Here is a 23,588-nt window from a genome sequence, read left to right as displayed (position 1 = left end):
ATGACCGCAGCAGTCGTCGCCCACCTCAACTTCACCGGCCGGGCCCGCGCGGCACTCGAGTACTACGCCGCCGCGTTCGGCGGTCGGGCGGTCGTCCGCACCTACGGCGACTTCGGGATGCCGGCGGGCCTGCCCGACGCCGAGCGGGTCGTCCACGGCCAGGTCGTCGGCGCGGAGGGCTTCAGCGTGATGGCGTACGACGTCCCCTCGAGCGAGGCGGATCTGCAGGCGGGAGCCACGCGCCGCGAGAACGGCACGACGATCACCGACCGTCCCTTCTTCCTCGCGCTGCAGGCCGAGACCCTCGAGGAGGCGATCGGCCACTGGGACGCGCTCGCCGAGGGAGCGAGCATCGTCGAGCCGCTCGCGGCGTCGGCCTGGTCGGCTGGGTTCGGCATGCTCACCGACCGCTTCGGGGTCGTCTGGGCGATCAGCGTCGTCGAGCAGCAGGGCTGAGCGTGGGCGGGTGGCCGTGCGGCGCGGCCGCCCGGACCCTCCGGCGCGAATTCCGGGCGACGGATGGCTTTCCGGAGCGCTCTGGGTACTATGTCCCGACGCGGTGGGAGTCCCCTCCTCCGCGCCCGCGGGTCCCGGACCCGCCCTCAGCTCCACACCCCCGGCCCCACCAGCCCCAGCCCTCAGACGAACGGGAGACGGATGCGCACGACGCGCCCTTCGACGGACCACTCCGCCGCGGACGAGTCGGCGCGCACGCCGCGACCCCACGTCCGGCACGGACGGCAGAAGCGCCACAGCCTGCCGCGGACCCTCGTCAAGGCCGCTGCGACCGTCTCGGGAGTGGGCGTCGTCGCCTCGATCTCCATCGTCGCCATCGCCGCCACCCTGCTCGTGCAGTCCGCGCAGCCTTCGGTCAGCCTGCACCCGGTCGCCGCGGGCTCCGAGGTCGCAGCCGGCTCGGTCCCCGAGATCGGCGCCCTCGAGGGCGGCTTCAACGTCCTCGTCGTCGGCAGCGATTCGCGCCAGGGTCAGGGCGACGCCTACGGCGACCCGGACGAGGAGACCAGCGTCCTCAACGACGTGAACATGCTGATGCACGTCTCCGCCGACCACAGCAACGCGACCGTCGTCAGCTTCCCCCGCGACATGTACGTCGACATCCCGTCCTGCGTCAACGCTGTGACGGGGGAGACCATCCCCGCGCGCTCCGACACCAAGATCAACGAGGCGATGGGCAAGGACGTCAGCCTCGGCTGCGTCGCCGGCGTCGCCGAGGAGCTCCTCGGGGTCCGGGTCGACTACGGCGCGGTCGTGCAGTTCAACGGCGTCATCGAGATGTCGAACGCGATCGGCGGCGTCGACGTCTGCGTCGCCACCGAGATCGCGGACCCGTACACCAACACCTACCTCGAGCCGGGTGTGCACTCGCTCGAGGGCATGGCCGCGCTGCAGTTCCTGCGCAGCCGGCACGGCATCGGCGACGGCAGCGACCTCACCCGCATCAGCAACCAGCAGGTCTTCCTCTCCTCGCTGGTCCGCCAGGTCAAGAGCGCCGACACGCTGCTCAACCCGGTCGCGCTCTACGGACTCGCCAAGGCCGCCCTGGGCAACATGACGCTCTCGACCGAGCTCAACAATGTGAACACCCTCGTGCAGATGGGCCTCGCGCTGAAGGACGTCGACATCGCGAACGTCGTGTTCGCGCAGTACCCGACCGGCGCGACCTCCGGCGGCGTCGTCCCCGACCGCACGGCGGGCGACGTGCTCGCCACCGCCCTGCAGACCGACCAGCCGATCGCCCTCACCGGCGGGACCGGTGCCGGCGCGACGACCACCGGCGAGCCCGAGGCGCCGGCGGCGACCGAGGCCCCCGCCGCGGGCCCCGCCACCACCGACCCGCTCGCGACCGCGGAGGCCACCCCCGGCGCCCCGGCCGATCCCGCCACGCCCGCCGCCGGCACCCCGGTCGAGCTGCCCGAGGCGATCACCGGCCAGCCGGCCGACCAGCAGACCTGCTCGGTCGGATTCTTCGGCTGACGCCGAGGCGGAACCGATGAGCGAACCCGTCGTCTCGCGCAGGACCGCGGCCCGCCACGGGCGGCTCCGGCCCCAGAGCGGGCTCCGCTTCGCCGGCCGGATCCTCGCGGCCTGCGTCGGCGTCGGGGTGCTCAGCGCGGTGTCGATCGTGGTGATCGCGCTCTCGATGATCGCGGGCAGCGCGCGGCCGTCCGTCGACCTCGGCATCGGATCGACCGACGCCGGCTCCGCGATCCCGGAGATCGGCGCGATCGAGGGCGGCGTCAACATACTGCTCGCGGGCAGCGACAGCGCCGAGGGCTCCGCGGCGGGCGCGTACGGCGACCGCTCCGAGAACCTCAACGACGTCACGATGCTGATGCACATCTCGGAGGACCACTCGACGGTCGAGGTGATCAGCTTCCCCCGTGACATGTACGTGCCGATCCCGTCCTGCACCGACCCGGTGACCGGCGCCGTCTCGGATCCGCTGCGCTCCGCCAAGATCAACACCTCGCTCGGCTACGGCGGACTCGCCTGCACCGTGCAGACCGTCGAGCAGCTCACCGGCCTCGACATCCCCTACGCCGCGCTGATCCAGTTCGACGGCGTGATCGAGATGTCGAACGCGGTCGGCGGGGTCGACGTCTGCGTCGCCACCCCGATCGAGGACGAGTACACCGGTCTGAACCTCAGTGCAGGCACGCACACGCTCGTCGGCGCGGAGGCGCTCGCGTTCCTGCGCACCCGCCACGGCGTCGGCGACGGCAGCGACCTGACCCGCATCTCCAGCCAGCAGGTCTACCTGTCCTCGCTGGTGCGCAAGGTGAAGGACGCGTCGACCCTCTCGAACCCCGTCGCCCTCTACGGCCTCGGCAAGGCCGCCGTCTCCAACATGCAGCTCTCGACCTCGCTCGAGAACGTCAACACCCTCGTCTCCATCGGCCTCGCGGTGAAGGACGTCGACCTCGCCAGCGTCGTCTTCGTCCAGTACCCGACCTTCATCGACGGCGACGGCGTCTACCCGAGCGAGGAGGCGGCGGCGACGCTGAACGCGGCGCTCCTCGCCGACCAGCCGATCGCCCTCACCGGCACCACCGGCGGCGGCTCGGAGTCGACGGACGGCTCGACGCCCGCCGCGACCGATCCCGCGGCGACGGCGGATCCGGCGGCGACCGCCGACCCGGCCGCGACGACCGACCCGGGGACTCCGGCCCCCGGCGAGACCGCGGTCGCCCTCCCGAGCGACGTCTCCGGCCAGACCGCCGACCAGCAGACCTGCACCGTCGGCCGCACCCTCGACGAGCAGTAGCGCCGCCGCGCCGGGTGTCACGCCCGGCTCCCGGGTGCGGTTATAGTGGTCGTCGTGCGTTCGCCTGGCGGGCGCTCAGGAGACGTCGCATAGTCCGGTCGAGTGCACCACCCTGCTAAGGTGGAGAACCCTTTATTGGGTTCCGTGGGTTCAAATCCCACCGTCTCCGCACTCCGTTCTTCGAGCCCGCTGGCGGTATCAGGACGACCCGCGACTCTGCTTCCGACCACGGTCTGCGGTGCTGCAGATTCTTCTCGCGGACGTGCGCTCGCCAGCCGTCCGTGCGCAGCCGCCGGGACGACCGGCTAGCCTGGCGGGATGTCCAGTGCGATCCTCGAGGCCCTGTCCGCAGCTCCCGCCCGGCGGGACGTCGCGTCGATCCGCGGGGCCCTCGCCGAGGTCGCGATCGGCGACACGGTGCGGGTGCTCGTCCGCTCGGCGCGCTACGGGCTCTACGGCATCGAGGGCGTCGTCCGGCAGGCGGTCGGCGGGGAGCTCGTCGTCGCCGACGTGTTCCTCAACACCGGGACCGAGATCCAGAGCATCGCGCTCGCGCCCGAGCCCGACGCGGGCGCCGACGGCGACCGCTCCGTCGACGGGCTCGCGCACGGCGATCCGGTGCGGGTGACCTTCTCGACGCCGACGATCGGCTCCTTCACCGTGACCGGGCCGCTCACCGCCGGCGGCCGCGACCCCTACCTGCTCGTCGGCAGCTGGATCGTCGCCGAGGACGCGAGCGCCGCCCGCCACGTCGACCGGATCGAGCGGCTCAGTGACGTCGCCCTGCACGTCAAGCACGTCCCCGGGCACCGCTCGGCCGCCGTCGAGGAGTAGCGCCTGCTGAGCGCCCCGGCGCCCGGCCTCAGGTCTGGCAGCGCGGACACCAGTAGGTGACGCGCAGCTGCAGCTCGTCGTCGCCGAGCTCGCCGCGGCGGATCGCCGTGCCGCAGCGCCGGCACGGCTTGCGGTCGCGGCCGTAGACCCAGAGCTGCTGGCCGGGGCGGAGGTTGCCGGTGGTCGTGCGCTCGATGCGCTCGCGGTTGACGGTGATCAGCTTCTTCGCCAGGGCGATGGTGCGCACGAGATCTCCGCTCTCGCCGACCGGGCGGGTGGGCAGCACGCCGCGGAGGAAGCAGAGCTCGGCCCGGTAGACGTTGCCCAGCCCGGCCATGATCCGCTGATCGAGGAGAGCCAGGCCGATCGGCCGCTCGGGGTCGGCGGTGAGGCGGCGGAGCGCCTCGTCGGCGTCCCAGTCCGCGCCGAGCAGGTCGGGACCGAGGTAGCCGACCACATCCTCCTCCGCGGTCCGCGGCACGATCTCGAGCAGGCCGAGCTCGAAGCCGACGGCCTGCCACTCGTCCGTCTCGAGGACGATGCGGGCCTGGAAGGCGGGGCGGTGCCACTTCGGCCGGTCACCGGTCAGCGAGTAGAGATGCCAGCTGCCCTCCATCTTGAGGTGGGAGTGGATCAGCGCGTCGCCGATGCGCATCAGCAGGTGCTTGCCGCGGGGAACGACCGAGTCGATGGTCTCGCCCGTGAGGTCGACTGTCGCGAACTTCGGCACCCGGACGTCGCAGCGGGTCAGCACCTGCCCGTCGAGCGCGTCGGCGAGGTTGTGGGCGGAGCGGTAGACGGTGTCACCCTCGGGCACGGGCGCTCCTCTCCTCGCGGCCGGCGCTCACGCGCGCAGCCTCAGGCCGCGCGGGTTCGCGACGAATCCGGCGGCGGTCAGGGCGTCGCCGAACGGCGTGCCCAGGGCGAAGACGCCGTCGATCTTCTCGACGGTCAGCTTCTCCACTCCTCGGGAGCGGACCAGCTGCGCGAGCGCTCCGGCCGCGTCCGCGAGGACGGTCTCGTCGGAGGAGAAGGTCAGCGCCGTCTTCCCGCCGCGCTCGAGGTAGACGGCCAGCTCGCCGTCCACGACGGCGACCAGGGCGCCCGCCTTGCGCCCGGGCCGGTGGCCCTCGCCCTGCGGCCACGGCAGCGCCGCACCGAACGGGTTCGCCGGGTCGGTGGCGGCCAGCGCGAAGACGGGCCGGGCGCGCTGCTGGGCCTCGTCCTGCGGCGCGAAGGTGCGGAGCCGGTCGACGCTGCCTGCGGTGCCGAACTGCGCAGCACCGAGCTTCTCGATGAAGTAGCCGCGGCGGGCGCGGCCCTGCTGCTCGAAGCCGCTGAGCACCTTGTAGGCGAGCGCGAAGCCGCCGAGCACCCCCTCGGCCTGGACGGAGCCGCGGGTGACGATGCCGTAGCGCTCGAGCAGCGTCTCGCCGAGCGCGTGCCCGCGGATCGTCGCGTCCGACTCCGCCAGCGGCACGATCGACCAGCGGCCGCCGGCGGTGGGCGGGCCGACGCGGGTCGCCATGGTGGGCCGGGCGGCCATCCGGCCGCGGGGTGCCCTGGCGCGGGCCGGGGCGCGCGGCTGCCGGTGCGCGCCGCCGGTCGAGCCGACGAGGGTGCGCAGCGGAGCGAGGGTGTCGTTCGTGAGCAGGCCCGCCCAGACCAGTTCCCACAGCGCCTCGACGAGGGTCTTGTCGTCGGTGGAGCCGACCGCGTCGGAGAGCTGGCGGAAGAAGTAGCCGCCGCCGGAGCCGAGCACGCCGACGATCTCCTGCTGCAGCTCGCCGAGCGGCACCGCCTCGGCCGCGGGGACGGGCAGCGTGAGTCCGGCGGTGTCGGCGAGGTGCAGGCTCACCCAGCCGTCGTTGCCGGGGAGGGTGCCGGCGCCGGCCCAGAGGACCTCTCCGGTCGCGGTCAGCTCGTCGAGCATGGCGGGGGAGTAGTCGCGCACCCGCGCGGGGAGGATCAGCGACTCCCAGGCCGAGGCGGGGATGGGCGCGCCCGCGAGCTGGTCGATGACGGAGGCGACACCGTCGATGCCGCGCAGCGAGCCGCCGAGGTGCTGCCAGGCCGGCAGGAAGCGGCCGTAGGCGGCGGCGTCGACCGGCTCGACCTCCTTCCGCAGCGCGGCGAGCGAGCGGCTGCGCAGGCGGCGCAGCACCTCGCTGTCGCACCACTCGGAGCCGGTGCCGTTCGGGCGGAACTCGCCCTCGGAGACGCGCCGCTCGCCCGAGAGCCGGCGGAGGGTGTCGTTAACGACCGCGACACCGAGGCCGAGCCGGGCGGCGACGGCGACGGCGGTGAACGGGCCGTGGGTGCGCGCGTAGCGGGCGACCAGGTCGCCGAGCGGGTCGCGCACCGGGTCGATGAAGGCGACGGGGACGCCGATGGGCAAGGGGACGCCGAGGGCGTCGCGCAGGCGCGAGGCGTCCTCCATCGCGGCGTAGCGCTGCTCGCCGGCGAGGCCGACCGGCAGGACGCGCTTCGCGCGGACCAGCTCGGCGACGATCGCGTCCAGCGTCTCCCGGGCGATCGGCTCGGCCTTCGCGACGTCGGCCGACGTCACCGACTCGTCCACCAGTCGCTCGCCCAGCTCGTCGATCGTCAGCGGGCCGAGCAGGCGGAGCAGATCGGCGGCGCCTTCGAGCCCGCGCAGCCGCCGCTCCGGCTCGACCCGCTGCAGCTCGCGCTCGATCTGCGCGAGGACGAGCGGGTCGAGCAGCTCGCGCAGCTCGGCGCGGCCCAGCAGCTCGCCGAGGAGCGTCGCGTCGACCGAGAGAGCGGCCGCGCGGCGCTCCGCGAGCGGGCTGTCGCCCTCGTACATGAAGGCCGCGACGTAGCCGAACAGCATCGAGCGGGCGAACGGGCTCGCCGTCGGAGTCTCGACCTCGAGGATCTGCAGCTCGCGGCCGTCGAGCCGTGCGGCGAGGCGCAGCAGGGCGGGCAGGTCGTAGACGTCCTGGAGGCACTCGCGCACCGTCTCGAGGATGATCGGGAAGGTCGGGTAGGTGCGGGCCACGTCGAGCAGCTGGGCGGCGCGCTGGCGCTGCTGCCAGAGCGGCGAGCGCTTGCCGGGGTTGTAGCGGGGGAGCAGCAGCGCCCGCGCCGCGCACTCGCGGAACCGGGCGGCGAAGAGCGCGGAGCCGCCGACCTCGCTGGTCACCAGCTGCTCCAGCTCGTCGCGGTCGAAGAGGAAGAGCTCGGCCCCGGGCGGCTCGGACTCGGTGTCGGGGATGCGCACGACGATGCCGTCGTCGCCCGCCATCGCCGCTCCGTCGACGCCGTGCCGCTCGCGGACCCGCGCGCCGATGGCGAGAGCCCAGGGGGAGTGCACCTGCATCCCGTAGGGCGAGTGCAGCACCAGCCGCCAGTCGCCGAGCTCGTCGCGGAAGCGCTCGAGCACGAGCGTGCGGTCGTCCGGGATGCGGCCGGTGGCCAGGCGCTGCTCGTCGAGGAAGGAGAGCAGGTTGTTGGTCGCGTACTCGTCCAGGCCCGCGGCGGTGCAGCGCTCGCGCGCGGTCTCGACGGCGGCGCCGCCGATCTCGCGGGTGAAGGCTCCGATCGCCTCGCCGAGCTCGGCCGGCCGGCCCTGCGAGTCGCCCTTCCAGAACGGGAGGCGCCCGGGCTCGCCGAACGCGGGCGTCACGATCACGCGGTCGTAGGTGATCTCCTGGATCCGCCAGCTGGTCGCTCCGAGGGCGAAGACGTCGCCGACGCGCGACTCGTAGACCATCTCCTCGTCCAGCTCGCCGACCCGGTTGCCGGTCGAGCCGGGCTCGCCGACCATGAAGACGCCGAACAGCCCGCGGTCGGGGATCGTCCCGCCGCTGGTCACCGCCAGGCGCTGCGCCCCCGGCCGACCGGTGAGGGTGTTCTCGTCGCGGTCCCAGACGACGCGGGGCCGCAGCTCCGCGAACTGGTCGGAGGGGTAGCGGCCGGAGAGCAGGTCGAGCGTCGCCTCGTAGGCCGAGCGCGGCAGGGCGACGAAGGGGGCGCTGCGGCGGACGGTGTCGAACCACTCGTCGACGTCGAGCGACTCCAGTGCCGTGGCCGCGACCGTCTGCTGGGCGAGGATGTCGAGCGGGTTGGCGGGCACCATGATCGCCTCGATCAGGCCGGCGCGCATCCGCTCGGTGGTGACGGCGGAGTGCAGCAGGTCGGCCCGGTGCTTGGGGTAGAACGAGCCGCGCGAGACCTCGCCCACCTGGTGCCCCGCCCGGCCGACGCGCTGGAGCGCACTCGCGACCGACGGCGGCGTCTCGACCTGCACGACGAGGTCGACGGCGCCCATGTCGATGCCGAGCTCGAGGCTCGAGGTGGCGACCACGCAGCGCAGCCGGCCCGACTTCAGGTCGTCCTCGATGATCGCCCGCTGCTCCTTGCTGACCGAGCCGTGGTGCGCGCGGGCGAGGAGCGGCTCGTCCTCGGGAGCGGCCTGGCCGGTGCCGCTGGTCGCTCCGGCGGCGCCCATCGTCGCGGCGGGAGTGCGGCGGGCGGAGGCCCCGACGACCCCCTCGAGGAGCGCACCGACCGCGACCGGCTCCCCGGCCTCGCGGGCGCGCTCGGCCTCGGCCTCGCGCCGCTCCGCGTAGATCTCGTTGAGCCGGGCCGTCAGTCGCTCGGCCAGCCGCCGCGAGTTCGCGAAGACGATCGAGGAGGTGTGCGCGAGCACCCGGTCGACGATCGACTCCTCCACATGCGGCCAGATGGAGCCGCTCTGCGGGCCGGTGGCGCCCATCGTCGAGCCGTCCTGCGACGCGGTGGAGCCCAGCTCCGACATGTCCTCGACGGGGACGACGACGCTGAGGTCCCACTGCTTCTCGGAGACGGGGGCGACGATCGTGACGGGGGAGCGGCCGGCCAGGAAGCGCGCGACCTCCTCGCGCGGGCGGACCGTCGCCGACAGGCCGATGCGCTGCACGGGCTTCGGCAGCAGCGCGTCGAGCCGCTCGAGCGAGACCGCGAGGTGCGCACCGCGCTTGGTCGAGGCGACCGCGTGCACCTCGTCGACGATGACCGTCTCGACACCGCGCAGCGACTCCCGCGCGGCCGAGGTGAGCATCAGGTAGAGCGACTCGGGGGTGGTGATCAGGATGTCCGGCGGCGTCTTCTGCAGCACCCGCCGCTCGGCCGCCGGGGTGTCGCCGGAGCGGACGCCCACGGTCACCGTCGACGGCGCGCTGCCGATGCCCTCGGCGCTCAGCCGCAGCGCGGTCTGCGTGACGCCGACCAGCGGCGAGCGGAGGTTGCGCTCGACGTCGACACCCAGAGCCTTCAGCGGCGACACGTAGAGCACGCGGGTGCGGTGCTGAGGGTCCTCCGGTGGCGGGCCCTGCACGAGCCGGTCGATCGCCCAGAGGAACGCCGACAGCGTCTTGCCCGAGCCCGTGGGAGCGACGACGAGCGCGTGCGCGCCGCTCGAGATCGCCGACCACGCGCCCTCCTGGGCGGCCGTGGGCGCGGGGAACGCGCCCTCGAACCAGGCCCGGGTGGCGGGGCTGAAGCGATCGAGGACGTGCGGCATGCGTGAATCCTCCCTGCCACCACCGACATTGCCGTGTGCGCGACCCGCGGGCGAGCCCTTGACGAGCGGACGCGGCGCCCGGTGATCGCCGGGCGGCACCGGAGTCAGGCGAAGCCGAGCCGCACGAAGGTGCCGATGTCGGCGAGCTCCGCCTGGCTCACACCGTGCGCCACGCCCTCGTAGACCCGCGCGTCGAGCGCCGTGTGCGCCGGGAACCACTCCCCGGCCGCAGCGACCAGCTCCGGCGGGATCACCGCGTCGAGCGTGCCCCGGCCCCAGAACACCGGCGGACGCTCGGCGGCCAGGACCTCGTCGGCCGTGTCGCCCTCCGCCAGCGGCACCACGAACCCCGAGAGGGCGACCGTGAACGCGAACCGGCCGGGCGCGCGCCGCAGCAGCTGCACGGCCAGCGCCGCGCCCTGCGAGAAGCCGAGCAGCCCGACGGGACCGTCGTGATCGAGCGCGTCCAGCCAGTCGAGGACGCCCTGCGCCGCCGCCTCGACCGCGATCGGGTCCGCCCGCGGCTGATCCGGGTCCAGCGGCACCCGCAGCGGCCACCAGGCGTTCGCGCCGCCGTCCAGCGCCAGCGGCGCGCGGAGCGAGGCGAGGACCGGCTCCAGCGGCAGGTAGGCGCCGAGCGAGAAGAGGTCGCCCTCGTGCGAGCCGTAGCCGTGCAGGAGCACCAGGAGGGGCCGCCCGGCCCGGTCCTTCGCGGAGGAGGACCACAGCACTGCGTTCGCGTCGATACCCATCCGACCATCATCGCCGAGCCCGCCGGATGCGAGCCGAAACCGGACTGACATGAACGTCGGGTAAGAATGGCCCTATGAGCGTGCGTACCCCTGATCCCAACTCCGGGTGGCTGTCCGACGATGAACTCGCCGAGATCCGCCGTCGGCTCCCGCTGCTGTACGTCGAGGCGGTGCCCGTCCGCGTCGACGGACTCGGCCAGGTGACCGAGGTCGGGGTGCTCCTCCGGGCGACCGCCTCGGGGCAGATCACGCGCACGATCGTCTCCGGCCGGGTGATGTACGGCGAGACCCTCCGCGACGCGCTGTTCCGCCACCTCGAGAAGGACCTCGGCCCGATGGCGTTCCCGCTGCTGCCGGCCAGCCCGCTGCCCTTCCACGTCGCCGAGTACTTCCCGATGCCCGGGATGGGCCCCTTCACCGACGATCGGCAGCACGCCGTCTCGCTCGCCTACGTCGTCCCCGTCACCGGCACCTGCGACCCCCGCCAGGACGCCCTCGAGCTCACCTGGATGACGCCCGACGAGGCCTGCTCCGACGCCGTCTCCGCCGAGATGGAGGGCGGGCGCGGCGCGTTGCTGCGCGCCGCACTGGCTTCGGTGGGGAAGCTCCGATAGCGCGCAGCGTGCCTTCTCGCGCGCCGCGGGGCGCCGCGCCGCGGTCGGCTCTCGCAGGCGGTCGGGCTCTGTAGAGCGTCCGACGTCCGCCTGGCGGAATTCGCTGGCACGCGAATTCCGCCTCCGGCTCGAAGCGCGCTCTCGTGCCGAGACTTCGGCGGAGGGGGCTCCGCAGCTGGTGGGTCGGGAACGGACTGCGATCCGATGCGCGGGACGTCCGGGGCGTGCCGCGCTCGCGCGCGAGCATCCCGACGAGAGGTGCGCCTCAAGCGGGCGACCTCTGGACAGCTGAGGCTGGAAGGCGTTCTCGCGTCCTTCTTCGGGCGAAACGGGCGGTCCAGCCTTCTCTGCGCACGCCGCTGACGACGGAGGGAGCGTCTCACCTCCAAAGACGACGAAGGCCGGGAGCCCGACCCGCGACTCCGTCGCGGGAGGACTCCCGGCCTTCTTCATGTCTCGTCGTGCAGTCGTCGCGGCGCGCGCACGTCGTCAGACGTTGCGTACCCGGACCAGCCGCCCCTCACGAGGCGGAGCGGCGATTCGCGTGCCAAGCGAATCGCCGTAGCCGTTCGCGACACGCTCTGCAGAACGCGACCGTCCATCCAGCCGACTGCGGCACGCCGCCACGCGGCGTGCAAAACGGCTCAGCCCTGCGCGCGGCGCGACGGGCGACGCTCGGCGCCGGCCGGGGCGGAGCTGCTGCTGCCGCTGCCGGTGCTGTAGTACGAGCGCGAGCCGCCCGAGGTCGTCGCGGGGGCGGCGGAGCGGCCGCGGCCGCCGCGCTGTCCGCCGCGAGGGGCGCCGTCGGTCGCGCCGCCGCCGCGGCGGGGACGGTCGGAGCCGGCGCCGGCGGGGGCCGCCGAGCGCTCTCCGCGTCCGCCGCGGGGGGCGGAGGTGCCGTCGGTGCGCGCGGCGCGCTTGCGCTGCGCGTTGGCACCCTGCGAGCGGCCGCCCTGCGACTGACCGCGGACGGGCTCGACGACGGCCGAGGGGGTGACGTAGGGCGCGACGTCGCCGACGAGCTTCGACACGGCGGCCGAGTCGGCGGTGACGAGCTGCGGGGTGACCTGGATGGCGGCCTTGCGCAGGAGCGTCTTCACGTCGCCGCGCTGGGTCGGCAGGACGACGGTGACGACGTCGCCCTCGCTGCCGGCGCGGGCGGTGCGGCCCGAGCGGTGCAGGTACGCCTTGTGCTCCATGGGCGGGTCGACGTGGATGACCAGCTCGACGTCGTCGACGTGCACGCCGCGGGCGGCGACGTCGGTGGCGACGAGCACCTTCACGGTGCCGGCGCCGAAGGCGGCGAGGTTGCGGTCGCGGGCGACCTGCGAGAGGTTGCCGTGCAGGTCGACGGCGGGGATGCCCTGGCCGGTGAGCTGCTTGGCGAGCTTCTTCGCGTGGTGCTTGGTGCGCATGAAGAGGATGCGGCGGCCGGTGCCGGACGCGAGGGTCTTCACGAGGGCGTTCTTGGCGTCGAGGCCGTCGACCTCGAAGACGTGGTGGGTCATCAGCGCGACGGGCGAGTTCGCCTCGTCGACCGAGTGCAGCACCTCGTTCTGCAGGTACTTCTTGACCAGCTTGTCCACGCCGTTGTCGAGCGTGGCCGAGAACAGCAGGCGCTGTCCGCCGCGAGGGGTCTTGTCGAGGATGCGCGTGACGACGGGCAGGAAGCCCAGGTCGGCCATGTGGTCGGCCTCGTCGAGCACGGTGATCTCGACGGCGTCGAGGTTGACGAAGCCCTGCTTCATCAGGTCCTCGAGGCGGCCGGGGCAGGCCACGACGATGTCGACGCCCTGCTTGAGCGCGGCGACCTGGCGCTGCTGCGAGACGCCGCCGAAGATCGTGGTGGTGACGATGCCGTAGGCGTCGGCGAGGGGCTGCATGGCCGCGGTGATCTGCGTCGCGAGCTCGCGGGTCGGCGCGAGGATCAGGCCGAGCGGGCGGCCGGGGCGGCGGCGTCCACCGGCGAGGGCGCCGCCGAGGCGGGCGACCATCGGGATGGCGAAGGCGAGGGTCTTGCCCGAGCCGGTCTTGCCGCGGCCGAGCACGTCGCGGCCGTTCAGGGTGTCGGGGAGGGTGTCCACCTGGATCGGGAACGGCTCGGTGATGCCGTTCGCGGTCAGGGCGGTGACGAGGGGTGCGGGGACGCCGAGGGCGGCGAAGGTGGGGATGGTCGACATGGATGGTGCCTTTCGGGGCATCATGCCGATCTGACAGCGCAGGCCGGTGGGCGGGCGCGGGTGATCGGCTGTTCGGGCGAAGGTGACGGTGGTCACATCCGTTCGCCGTCAGAAGCGGTGCGCGCGGCCGGAGGCCTCATGCACGTGCGCCAGATGGTCGGGATCCCAAGGATCCCTGACGATCGCGGTCCGAGGACCAGGGGCGTTCTACGACGCGGGGGAGCGCAGTCGTCGCGCTCGCACCCTCCCACCCTAGTGGGTGCCGATCCATCCCCGCATGGTCGTCTGCACGCGGGAGCCGTCGAGGTCGGCCAGCTTCAGGCCGACGAAGTCGCGCGCCCAGTCCGAGGTCTGCACGCGGAAGGGCGGCTCCGGGTCGCGCAGGGTCTGCAGGATCACCGCGGCGACGTCGGCCGGCTCCTGGGCGTGGGTGGAGGAGAACGCCGAGGCCGTGCGGTCGAGGTAGGCGCCGAGCGCGCCGGCGTAGGGGCCGGCCTCGGCCATCAGGGCGGAGGCGTCGATGCCGACGTTCTCGACGAAGCTGCTGCGGACGGCACCCGGCTCGATCAGCGAGACGTGCACGCCGACCGCCGCGGCGACGGGTGCGAGCGCCTCGAAGAAGCCCTCGACCGCGAACTTCGCGGCGCAGTAGTCCTCGTTGAACGGCTGGCCGATCGCGCCGCCGACGCTCGAGACGGTCACGATGCGTCCGCGCGAGGAGCGCAGCAGCGGCAGCGCGGCGCGGGTCACGGCCACGGTGCCGAAGAAGTTCACCTCCATGACGCGGCGCAGCTCGGCCGGGTCCTCGAGCTCGCTGATGCCGATGTGGCCCGCGCCGGCGTTGTTGACCAGCACGTCGAGCCCGCCGTGGACGCTCTGGATCCGCTCGAGGCAGGCGGCCACGGAGTCGGCGTCGGTGACGTCCAGCTGCTGCACGTCGAGCTCGACCCCGGCCCCGCCGATCGCCTCGCGGAGGCCGTCGGCGTGCTCCACATCGCGGACCGTGGCGACCACCTGCCAGCCCGAGCGGGCCGCCTCGATCGCGGTCGCGCGGCCGATGCCGGTCGAGGTGCCGGTGACGAGGAGGACGGATCGGGGCATGCTGATTCCTGCTTTCCGGCGCGGAGGCGCGCCGCCCGGAGGCTATCGGCGGAGCCTCCGAGAACGGTCAGCATCGAGCACCCGTGGCAGTCGAGCAGCCGCGCAGCGGCGGCCCATGCTGGTCGAGCAGCCGCGGAGCGGCGTATCGAGACCCGGCCTGCTGAGCACGGTGGATCTCGATACGCCCTCTGCGAGGGCTGCTCGATCAGCATGTCGGCGCCGCGTCAGCCCTTGTAGCGCTCACCCACCGGCACCTCGACCGGCAGCGTGTTGCCGGCCTGCGCGAGCGGGCAGGCCCAGGCCGGGTCGTACGCGCAGGAGGGGTTGTAGGCGAAGTTGAAGTCGAGCACGAGCGTCGACGGCGTCGCTCCGGTGCCGAGGTCGGCGCCCTTCACGGTGTCGAGCAGGTAGCGCCCGCCGCCGTAGGTGCCGCCCGGCGTCCCGGCCAGCGCGTCCTTGACGGGCACGAAGAGCCCGCCGCCGTAGGAGCCGAGCTTCCAGACGTCCAGGGTCCCTGCGGAGGGGACCTCGACGGTCCCGACCAGCTCGAACGGCACGACGCCGTCCGTCCCGGTCTCCACGTCCATCCGCCGCGCCTCCTCGGCCGGCGCGACCTCGAGCTCGAACCGCCAGGCCGCGTCGTACGGCGCGATCGGCAGCGAGCGGAAGTGCGCCCGGTCGGCGGGCAGCAGGGGAGTGGCGGGGTGGCGGTCGAACAGCGCGTTGCGCGCCCGGATCCACGACGCGTGCGCGGCGAGCAGGTCGACGTTCGAGAGCCTGCGGACCTCGGCGTACATCGCCTGGACGTGGCGGCGCCAGTCGGCGACCTCGATGGCGGAGGCGAGCCGGCGCCGCGGCGACACGGCGTCCTCGTCCTCGCTGCCGTCGTCCTCGCCGGAGGGCCAGCGGAAGCGCAGCAGGTCCGCGCGGGACAGCTCGACGGCCTCCTCGGCCGATCCGTCGGGGCTCACGGTGCGTCCTCCCCTCGGGGGCGGGTATCGGCGCCGACGTCGTGCCGCCAGGTCGGAGCCAGGGCGCGGATGCGGATCCCGCGCCACTGCCAGAACGCCCACATCGACGGCCAGAGCGCCGGCGAGGCGAGCCCGGCGCTGAACTCCAGCCGGTCGCGGAAGAGCGTGCGCCCGTCCGGGAGCGGGGCCACGGCCATCCGGTGGTCCCACGCGGTGATCAGCCGCAGCGCGCCGGACAGCGGAGCACCGTTGTCGCGGAGGATCCGGACGTCGGGCATCGACGGGACGCGGCGGTAGGAGAGGTCGATCTCCTGCGCGCCCATCGGCACGATCCCGAGGGCGTCCATCGCGACGTCGTGCGGCCCGAGGCCCCAGGTCGGCCGGAAGCCGCCCTCGTCGAGGGACGCGGCGGTCAGGAACGGGGACATCACCTCGCGGAACACGGCGGGACTCTGCAGGGCGCGCCAGGCGGAGTCGGGGTCGGTGTCGAGCACGTGCTTGAGCATCACCTTCACGGAGTCCATCCTCCTCCGGGTTCTCCCGGGCGGGAACCGGGTGCGCGCCGGGCCGCGGGCGTGTAGGCGGCGGCGGAGCGGTCGGTACCGTGGAGGAGTGAACGCCGCGCTCCCCGACTCCGACCGCACCGCCGCCGCCCCGGCCGCCGCCCTCGACCAGGGGTCGTACCAGATCCGCTTCGACTGGGGCTCCCGCGGTCTCCGGGCCCTCGCCCCCGCGCACATCACCGTGCTGGTCGACGCGCTCCCGGGAGAAGCGGACGACGCCGTCGACCCCGACGCGATCGACGGCCACGTCGTCCGCGCCGGCCTGGCCGACCGCACCGCCGTCGCCCGCTGGATCCTCGAGCGCCAGCACGAGAACGGCGGCCGGACTAGCGTCAACGTCGTCGCCGTCGGCGAGGTCGACGCGGCGGGCGAGCCGCGCTTCGCCGTGGAGGACCAGCTGGCCGCGGGCGCGCTGATCGACGCCCTGATCGGGCTCGGGATCGACCACGTCTCACCCGATGCGGCCGTCGCGTCCGCGTCCTACGAGGGTCTCCGCCGCGCCTGCGTCCACCTGCTGACCGCCTCCGCCACGGGTCGCCTGCTCACCGCGCGCGGCCGCGGGGCCGAGATCTCCGCCGCCGCTCGCGTGGACACCGTCGACACGGTGACGGTCCTGCGCTCCCCGCGCTGACGGATCGGACCTGAGCGTCTCCGCAAGGGCTCCGGCCGCGCTCGACCGGCGGGGGCGGGGCGGCGTAGCGTTCCCCGGGAGCGGAGGACCGCCTCCGCCGACCGTCTCCGCGACAGGAAAGCTGGCCCGAATGAAAGCCGTCCTCAACGACGTCGTCATCGCCGACGCCCCCGACTCCGATCTCATCTCCATCGAAGGCAACTGGTACTTCCCGCCCACGAGCGTGAACAACGACTACCTGGTGCCGAGCAGCACCCAGTACACCTGCCCGTGGAAGGGCGAGGCCCAGTACTACGACGTGAAGTCCGACGACGGGATGCTCAAGGACCGCGCCTGGTCCTACCCGACGCCGTACCCGACCGCGTTCGACCGCGTCGGCAAGGACTTCTCGGGCTATCTCGCGTTCTGGAAGGACGTGAAGGTCGTCGACTAGTCCTCGCCGCGGTCCGCGCGCTCGGCGCTCCGGCGCCGGTGCGCGCGGACCTTCGCCCGGTTGCCGCAGCGCTGCATCGAGCACCAGCGCCGCGAGCCGGCCCGGGAGGTGTCGAGGTAGAGGATGCGGCAGTCCTCCGCGTCGCAGCGGCGCAGCCGCCCCGGAGTTCCGCCGCCGAGCAGGTCGACCGCCTCGCGGGCGAGGGTCGAGAGCGCCTGCCGCGCCGCCGCGTGCGAGCGGCCGGCCTGGCGCGAGCCGCCGGAGAGCGACGGCGGCACGTCCGGCATCGCGGCGAAGAGGTTGACGACGTCGACGTCCGCCGGGTCGCCCGCGGCACCGCGCTCCGCGGCGACGGCCAGCCGGGAGACGGCGCCGCGGAGCATCAGCGCGTCGTCGAGCCGCGCGTCGCGGGCGGTGGCGTCGACGGCGTCGAAGCGCTCGGCGAGCCAGGCCGCCAGGGCCTCGTCGGAGTCGAGGCGCTCGCCGGGGATCCCGCGCAGCGGCCCGGTGCAGGCGAAGTCGAGCGCGAGGCTCCCGGAGTCGAACCACCAGCGGAGCCCGCCCGCGTCGACCAGCCATTGCCCGGTGCTCGGCACCCGGCCACGGACGACGCGATGCGGTGCGCCCTCGCTCACGCCGAGCGCCCGCTCGCGGCCGGTCGCGCCGGCACCTCGCGGCGCCGCCACTCGATCGCGTTCGCCGGCTCGAAGCGCCGCGCGCACTTGCCGCAGGCCAGCGGGCGGCTGGGCCGGCGGTGCCGGTAGAAGAGGTGGCCGCTCGGGCAGGTGCCGACCCAGGGCGCGAGCTCGTCCGCGGTCGGATTGCTGTGCGTGCGGTCGCCGGTGTAGCCGAGAGCGGTCGCCGCGCGCCGCCACGAGGGCCCGTGCCCGGCCTTCGGACCGGCGAGGGCGTGCGCGACCTCGTGCAGCAGCGTCTGCCGCACCTCCTCGTCGCTCCACCGCGCGGCGAGGCGCCGCGAGACGGTGATGCGCCGGTCGGTCCAGTGGCAGGCGCCGCCGCGGGTGCGGGCGTGGTCGAAGCCGAAGCTCCAGGAGTCGTCCAGGTGCTCGCGCAGCAGCTCGTCGGCCCAGCGGGCGACCTGGTCGAGCTCAGCCATCGATCGCGTCGGCTCCGGGGCTCAGGCCTCGTCGCCCTCGGCGCGGCGGCGGCCGCGCACGGCACCGTCCGCCCGGGGGCCGCGGGTCGACTCGTCCTGGAACTCGGAGGCGGCGGCGAAGCCGAGGCGCGCGACCTCGAGCTCCTCCTCCTCCACGCCGACGCGCTCGCCGAGCGCGGTCGCCGCGTCGAAGTCGCGCGCCGCCTGGCTGTACTCGCCGCTCTCGAAGAGCGCGAGCCCGCGGTGCTTGAGCGCGAAGGAGTGCTCGAGGTGCCACTCGTGGGTGCGCGCCTCCTCGACGCAGAGCGTCAGCTCCGAGAGCGCCTCGTCGGAGCGGTCGCGCAGCTGCATCAGGCGGGCGCGGCGGACGCGCGCGGTCAGCAGCTCGGCGCGGTCGCCGGAGAAGCGGGTGCGGCGGACGGCCTCGGTGGCGATGTCCCACGCCTCGTCGAGCCGCCCGAGCAGGCGGAGCAGCTCGGCCTTCTCGGTGAGCGCGGCGAGGGACCGGAGGGCACCGATCTCCTCCAGGCGCTCCTGGGCGGCGTCGGCGTCGATCTCCTCGCGGAGCGTCGAGGGGTCATGGCGGATGATGATGCTCAGGGCGGTTCTTCCTCGTGGATGCGGATCCGGATCGGCGCACGCGGCGGCGAGAGGACGGAGGGGGCGCTGGCCCCCGTCCACTGTACGGGCAACCGGGCCGGGCCGTCCGGCCGGGGCGTGCACGACCGCCGCCGGCCTCGGCGACGGTCCTCGCCCCGGCGACGGTCCTCAGCCCCGGCGGACCTGGAAGATGCTGCGTGCCGGCAGCGGCGACGGCGTGGCGGTGTCGTCGGTCACGACCGAGGCGCCGCCGAGGAAGTTCTCCAGCTCGCGCCCCTGCACCAGCTTCGCGGGCGCCGGATCGGAGGCGAGCCGCCGCGGCAGCCCGTCCACCGGCAGCGGCGACGGCGAGGCGAGCATCACGACGTTGCCGAAGCGCTTGGCCTTGAGCATCTGCGTGTCGGTCATGATCGCCGTGTGCGCGAAGACCGCCGCGAGCGTGGCGGCCTGGGCCCGGGCGAAGGCGAGCGCGCCGCCGTCGGCCACGTTCACCGCGACGATCCCGCCCGGAGCGAGCAGCGGCGCGATCTCCCGGTAGAACTCCGCGCTCGTGACGTGCGCCGGCGTCCTCGCGCCCGAGAAGATGTCGACCACGACGACGTCGACCGTGCCGAGCAGTCCCGGCGGCAGCTTGCCGAGCACCTCGCGGGCGTCGCCCTGGCGGATCCGGATCTGCGCCCCGCGGGGCAGCGGGAGCACCTCGCGCACGAGGTCGACCAGCGCCGCCTCGATCTCGACGACCTGCTGGCGCGAGCCCGGCCGGGTCGCGGCGACGTAGCGGGGGAGGGTGAGCGCGCCGGCGCCGAGGTGCAGCGCCGTCACCGCCTCGCCCTCCGGCGCGAGCAGGTCGATCGCGTGGCCGATCCGCCGCACGTACTCGAAGGAGAGGTGCGCCGGGTCGGCGAGGTCGACGTGCGACTGCGGGGTCCCGTCGACGACGAGGGTCGCCGCGTCGGCGGAGTGGCGGTCGGGCTCGATCTGCGCGAGGAACCCGCTGGCGAGTACGGCGCGGGGGTGCTCGGAGTCGTCGCCGCGTCGGCGACCGGTGCGTTCGGCCATCCGACCAGTCTGCCGTGCCGCGCGGGAGGCGAGGCGGAGGGAGGAGAGGCGGCATGGGAGAGGCGGGGAGGGCGGGACCCTCGACCAGGCCGTATACCCGAGCCCCGAGCCGGACGCAAGCACCTGCACTTGCGCGGCGTGGCGCTGGACATCTATAGTTGTACTTTGCGCTCCCGAGTGCCGAGTCGTCATATTGCGGTCGACCAGCCATCGGAACCCGGCATCAGATGGTGGATGCCGATGCCACACTCTAGCCCCCGCCCCGAAGGCCGCGTCAAACCGGTCGCTTCGTCGCTGCGGCCGCGTCACCGCGGTCACGGCACAGGGGAGCAGGACGTGTCGGCCCGCCCGGCGGGAGCCCACTCCACACATCCCACAGATTGAGACCCGCGAGGGTCTACGGAGGTTCCTTCCTTGGCTGCTGCGCCCAACGCAACCACCACCTCACCCAAGAACGGACGCGGAGCTTCGCGTCTCTCGTTCGCCAAGATCAGCGACACCCTGACGGTTCCGGATCTGCTCGCGCTGCAGACCGAGAGCTTCGACTGGCTCGTCGGCTCGGAGGCGTGGAAGACCCGCGTCGCCGAGGCGAAGGCCGTCGGCCGGGAGGATCTCCCCGCCAACTCCGGACTCGACGAGATCTTCGAGGAGATCTCCCCGATCGAGGACCTCAGCGAGACGATGCAGCTGAGCTTCACGAACCCGTACCTCGAGCCCGAGAAGTACACGATCGAGGAGTGCAAGGAGCGCGGCAAGACCTACGCCGCTCCGCTGTACGTCGAGGCCGAGTTCATGAACCACCTCACGGGTGAGATCAAGACCCAGACGGTCTTCATGGGCGACTTCCCCCTGATGACCGAGAAGGGCACGTTCATCATCAACGGCACCGAGCGTGTCGTCGTGTCCCAGCTCGTCCGCAGCCCGGGCGTGTACTTCGAGCGCCAGCAGGAGAAGACGTCCGACAAGGACATCTACTCCGCGCGCGTCATCCCCAGCCGCGGTGCCTGGCTCGAGTTCGAGATCGACAAGCGCGACCAGGTCGGCGTGCGCATCGACCGCAAGCGCAAGCAGTCGGTCACGGTCTTCCTCAAGGCCCTCGGCCTGACGAGCGAGGAGATCCTCGAGCAGTTCGCCGGCTACGAGTCGATCGAGCTGACCCTCGAGAAGGACAACATCCTCACCAAGGAGGACGCCCTCCGCGACATCTACCGCAAGCTCCGTCCGGGCGAGCAGGTCGCCGCCGAGGCCGCCCGCGCGCTGCTGGACAACTTCTACTTCAACAGCAAGCGCTACGACCTCGCGAAGGTCGGCCGCTACAAGATCAACCGCAAGCTCGGCATCGACAAGGCGCTGTCCGACTCGGTGCTCACGGTCGAGGACATCATCGCGACCATCAAGTACCTGGTCGCGCTGCACGACGGCCGCACCAACCTCCCCGGTGTGCGCGACGGCGCCGCGGTCGACCTCCGCCTCGACGTGGACGACATCGACCACTTCGGCAACCGCCGCATCCGCGCGGTCGGCGAGCTCATCCAGAACCAGGTCCGCACCGGCCTGTCCCGCATGGAGCGCGTCGTCCGCGAGCGCATGACCACGCAGGACATCGAGGCGATCACCCCGCAGACCCTGATCAACGTCCGCCCCGTGGTGGCCGCGATCAAGGAGTTCTTCGGCACCTCGCAGCTGTCGCAGTTCATGGACCAGAACAACCCGCTCGCGGGTCTGACCCACAAGCGCCGCCTGTCGGCGCTCGGCCCCGGCGGTCTCTCCCGTGAGCGCGCCGGCGTCGAGGTCCGCGACGTCCACCCGTCGCACTACGGCCGCATGTGCCCGATCGAGACCCCGGAAGGCCCGAACATCGGCCTGATCGGCTCGCTCGCGTCCTTCGCGCGCATCAACTCGTTCGGCTTCATCGAGACCCCGTACCGCAAGGTCGTCGACGGCGTCGTCACCGCGCAGATCGACTACCTCACCGCGTCCGAGGAGGACGAGTACCTGGTCGCCCAGGCGAACGCCCCCCTCACCGCCGACATGCGCTTCGCCGAGGGCAAGGTCCTGGTCCGCCCCAAGGGCGGAGAGGTCGAGCTCGTCGACGCCGAGCGCGTGCACTACATGGACGTCTCGCCCCGCCAGATGGTCTCGGTCGCGACCTCGCTGATCCCGTTCCTCGAGCACGACGACGCGAACCGCGCGCTCATGGGCGCGAACATGCAGCGTCAGGCCGTCCCGCTGCTGCGCAGCGAGTCGCCCGTCGTCGGAACCGGCATGGAGGGCTTCGCGGCCATCGACGCCGGCGACGTCATCACGGCCGACAAGGCCGGCGTGGTCCAGGAGGTCTCCGCCGACTCCGTCACCGTCCAGCTGGACGAGGGCGGCACGCAGACCTACTTCCTGCGCAAGTTCGACCGCTCGAACCAGGGCACCTCGTACAACAACCGCGTGGTCGTCTCCGCCGGTGAGCGCATCGAGGTCGGCGAGATCGTCGCCGACGGTCCCGCGACCGAGAACGGCGAGCTCGCGCTGGGCAAGAACCTGCTCGTCGCGTTCATGCCGTGGGAGGGTCACAACTTCGAGGACGCGATCATCCTCAGCCAGAACCTGGTGAAGGACGACGTCCTCTCCTCGATCCACATCGAGGAGTACGAGGTCGACGCCCGCGACACCAAGCTCGGCAAGGAGGAGATCACCCGCGACCTCCCCAACGTCAGCCCGGAGCTCCTGGCCGACCTGGACGAGCGCGGCATCATCCGCATCGGCGCCGAGGTCCGCCCCGGCGACATCCTCGTCGGCAAGGTCACGCCCAAGGGCGAGACCGAGCTCTCGGCCGAGGAGCGCCTGCTCCGCGCGATCTTCAACGAGAAGAGCCGCGAGGTCCGCGACACGTCGCTGAAGGTGCCCCACGGCGAGCAGGGCACGATCATCGGCGTCAAGGTGTTCGACGCGCAGGACGGCGACGACGAGCTCGGCTCGGGCGTCAACCAGCGTGTGGTCGTCTACATCGCCCAGAAGCGCAAGATCACCGAGGGCGACAAGCTCGCCGGCCGCCACGGCAACAAGGGCGTCATCTCGAAGATCCTGCCGGTCGAGGACATGCCGTTCCTCGCCGACGGCACCCCGGTCGACATCGTGCTCAACCCGCTCGGCGTCCCCGGCCGGATGAACTTCGGCCAGGTCCTCGAGATCCACCTCGGCTGGATCGCGAAGCAGGGCTGGAAGGTCGAGGGCAAGCCCGAGTGGGCCAAGCGCCTGCCCGAGCACGCCCGCGAGGCCGCTCCCGGCACCAAGGTCGCCACCCCGGTGTTCGACGGTGCGGCGGAGGAGGAGCTCGCAGGGCTCCTCGACTCCACCACCCCGACCCGCGACGGCGAGCGCCTGATCGGCTCGTCCGGCAAGACGCAGCTGTTCGACGGCCGCTCGGGAGAGCCCTTCCCGGACCCGGTCTCGGTCGGCTACATGTACATCCTGAAGCTGCACCACCTCGTCGACGACAAGATCCACGCGCGCTCGACGGGCCCGTACTCGATGATCACCCAGCAGCCGCTCGGTGGTAAGGCGCAGTTCGGCGGCCAGCGCTTCGGCGAGATGGAGGTGTGGGCCCTCGAGGCCTACGGTGCCGCCTACGCGCTGCAGGAGCTCCTCACCATCAAGTCGGACGACATCCTCGGCCGCGTGAAGGTGTACGAGGCCATCGTCAAGGGTGAGAACATCCAGGAGCCGGGCATCCCGGAGTCCTTCAAGGTCCTCATCAAGGAGATGCAGTCCCTGTGCCTGAACGTCGAGGTCCTCTCGGCCGACGGCACCGCGGTCAGCCTGCGCGACACGGATGACGAGGTCTACCGCGCCGCGGAGGAGCTCGGCATCAACATCTCCTCCCGGTTCGAGTCGTCCTCCGTCGACGACATCTGATCCCGCGCCAGCAT

19 protein-coding genes and 1 tRNA gene are annotated in these 23,588 nt (G+C 72.9%); 9 read left to right on the top strand and 11 right to left on the bottom strand.

Annotated features, from left to right (window positions below):
• The 5 genes from HRK28_RS05420 to HRK28_RS05400 all read left to right on the top strand — a co-directional run bounded on the left by HRK28_RS05420 (nt 1) and on the right by HRK28_RS05400 (nt 4,120).
• Entirely contained in the window at nt 1-456 is a 456-nt protein-coding gene (locus HRK28_RS05420) for a VOC family protein (protein WP_173250627.1), read from the top strand.
• A 201-nt stretch (nt 457-657) separates the two neighbouring features.
• Nucleotides 658-1,995, top strand: coding sequence for an LCP family protein (locus HRK28_RS05415; RefSeq protein WP_173250626.1), 1,338 nt, complete (start codon nt 658-660; stop codon nt 1,993-1,995).
• Nucleotides 1,996-2,011: 16 nt separating this feature from the next.
• Nucleotides 2,012-3,286, top strand: a complete 1,275-nt coding sequence (locus tag HRK28_RS05410) for an LCP family protein (protein ID WP_173250625.1) — start codon at nt 2,012-2,014, stop codon at nt 3,284-3,286.
• Nucleotides 3,287-3,364: 78 nt separating this feature from the next.
• Nucleotides 3,365-3,455: transfer RNA gene (locus HRK28_RS05405), tRNA-Ser, on the top strand.
• A 149-nt stretch (nt 3,456-3,604) separates the two neighbouring features.
• Complete coding sequence (locus HRK28_RS05400) at nt 3,605-4,120, top strand: hypothetical protein (RefSeq protein ID WP_160087576.1); 516 nt, start codon at nt 3,605-3,607, stop codon at nt 4,118-4,120.
• A gap of 28 nt (nt 4,121-4,148) precedes the next feature.
• Here HRK28_RS05400 and HRK28_RS05395 read toward each other — a convergent pair whose 3' ends face one another.
• The 3 genes from HRK28_RS05395 to HRK28_RS05385 all read right to left on the bottom strand — a co-directional run bounded on the left by HRK28_RS05395 (nt 4,149) and on the right by HRK28_RS05385 (nt 10,399).
• A complete protein-coding gene (locus HRK28_RS05395; protein ID WP_173250624.1) occupies nt 4,149-4,937 on the bottom strand; it encodes an Fpg/Nei family DNA glycosylase in 789 nt (262 codons plus the stop codon).
• 27 nt (nt 4,938-4,964) lie between these two features.
• Nucleotides 4,965-9,647 (bottom strand): ATP-dependent helicase, encoded by a 4,683-nt coding sequence (locus HRK28_RS05390; protein WP_173250623.1) that lies wholly within the window; start codon nt 9,645-9,647, stop codon nt 4,965-4,967.
• A 104-nt stretch (nt 9,648-9,751) separates the two neighbouring features.
• Nucleotides 9,752-10,399 (bottom strand): alpha/beta hydrolase, encoded by a 648-nt coding sequence (locus HRK28_RS05385; RefSeq protein WP_173250622.1) that lies wholly within the window; start codon nt 10,397-10,399, stop codon nt 9,752-9,754.
• A gap of 74 nt (nt 10,400-10,473) precedes the next feature.
• On the opposite strand from HRK28_RS05385, the gene HRK28_RS05380 reads away from it, so the two are divergent.
• On the top strand, nt 10,474-11,013 hold the full coding sequence (locus HRK28_RS05380) for an NUDIX hydrolase family protein (protein ID WP_123445016.1): 540 nt from the start codon (nt 10,474-10,476) through the stop codon (nt 11,011-11,013).
• A gap of 644 nt (nt 11,014-11,657) precedes the next feature.
• On the opposite strand, the gene HRK28_RS05375 is transcribed toward HRK28_RS05380, so the two are convergent.
• The 4 genes from HRK28_RS05375 to HRK28_RS05360 all read right to left on the bottom strand — a co-directional run bounded on the left by HRK28_RS05375 (nt 11,658) and on the right by HRK28_RS05360 (nt 15,789).
• On the bottom strand, nt 11,658-13,193 hold the full coding sequence (locus tag HRK28_RS05375) for a DEAD/DEAH box helicase (protein WP_160087586.1): 1,536 nt from the start codon (nt 13,191-13,193) through the stop codon (nt 11,658-11,660).
• Nucleotides 13,194-13,445: 252 nt separating this feature from the next.
• A complete protein-coding gene (locus HRK28_RS05370) occupies nt 13,446-14,294 on the bottom strand; it encodes an SDR family oxidoreductase (protein ID WP_160087588.1) in 849 nt (282 codons plus the stop codon).
• A 224-nt stretch (nt 14,295-14,518) separates the two neighbouring features.
• A complete protein-coding gene (locus HRK28_RS05365) occupies nt 14,519-15,091 on the bottom strand; it encodes a DUF1684 domain-containing protein (protein ID WP_123445360.1) in 573 nt (190 codons plus the stop codon).
• Nucleotides 15,092-15,261: 170 nt separating this feature from the next.
• Entirely contained in the window at nt 15,262-15,789 is a 528-nt protein-coding gene (locus HRK28_RS05360) for a hypothetical protein (RefSeq protein ID WP_217274397.1), read from the bottom strand.
• Nucleotides 15,790-15,877: 88 nt separating this feature from the next.
• Here HRK28_RS05360 and HRK28_RS05355 point away from each other — a divergent pair, with 88 nt between their 5' ends.
• Nucleotides 15,878-16,459 carry a 2-phosphosulfolactate phosphatase gene (locus tag HRK28_RS05355; RefSeq protein WP_173250621.1) on the top strand — a complete coding sequence of 194 codons (582 nt, stop codon included), beginning with the start codon at nt 15,878-15,880 and terminating at the stop codon, nt 16,457-16,459.
• 130 nt (nt 16,460-16,589) lie between these two features.
• The gene (locus HRK28_RS05350; protein ID WP_123445021.1) at nt 16,590-16,892 is read left to right on the top strand and encodes a DUF427 domain-containing protein; all 303 of its coding nucleotides are present in this window, start codon (nt 16,590-16,592) and stop codon (nt 16,890-16,892) included.
• Here the strand turns inward: HRK28_RS05350 and HRK28_RS05345 are convergent.
• The 4 genes from HRK28_RS05345 to HRK28_RS05330 all read right to left on the bottom strand — a co-directional run bounded on the left by HRK28_RS05345 (nt 16,889) and on the right by HRK28_RS05330 (nt 19,668).
• Nucleotides 16,889-17,488 (bottom strand): CGNR zinc finger domain-containing protein, encoded by a 600-nt coding sequence (locus tag HRK28_RS05345; RefSeq protein ID WP_367948344.1) that lies wholly within the window; start codon nt 17,486-17,488, stop codon nt 16,889-16,891. The two genes, HRK28_RS05350 and HRK28_RS05345, sit on opposite strands and share 4 nt — an antisense overlap.
• 35 nt (nt 17,489-17,523) lie before the next feature.
• Nucleotides 17,524-18,009 (bottom strand): SprT-like domain-containing protein, encoded by a 486-nt coding sequence (locus HRK28_RS05340; protein ID WP_173250620.1) that lies wholly within the window; start codon nt 18,007-18,009, stop codon nt 17,524-17,526.
• 21 nt (nt 18,010-18,030) lie between these two features.
• Nucleotides 18,031-18,690, bottom strand: a complete 660-nt coding sequence (locus HRK28_RS05335; RefSeq protein WP_173250619.1) for a hypothetical protein — start codon at nt 18,688-18,690, stop codon at nt 18,031-18,033.
• Between the two features lie 87 nt (nt 18,691-18,777).
• Complete coding sequence (locus tag HRK28_RS05330; protein WP_160087596.1) at nt 18,778-19,668, bottom strand: spermidine synthase; 891 nt, start codon at nt 19,666-19,668, stop codon at nt 18,778-18,780.
• A 414-nt stretch (nt 19,669-20,082) separates the two neighbouring features.
• Here HRK28_RS05330 and rpoB point away from each other — a divergent pair, with 414 nt between their 5' ends.
• Nucleotides 20,083-23,574 (top strand): DNA-directed RNA polymerase subunit beta, encoded by a 3,492-nt coding sequence (rpoB, locus tag HRK28_RS05325; protein WP_160087598.1) that lies wholly within the window; start codon nt 20,083-20,085, stop codon nt 23,572-23,574.
• Nucleotides 23,575-23,588 lie beyond the last annotated feature (14 nt).

This window comes from Rathayibacter sp. VKM Ac-2835 (genome assembly GCF_013266705.1).
Classification (GTDB): Bacteria; Actinomycetota; Actinomycetes; order Actinomycetales; family Microbacteriaceae; genus Rathayibacter.
The sequence above is the reverse complement of the archived record's forward strand: the minus strand, read 5'-3'. Positions and strand labels throughout refer to the sequence as shown.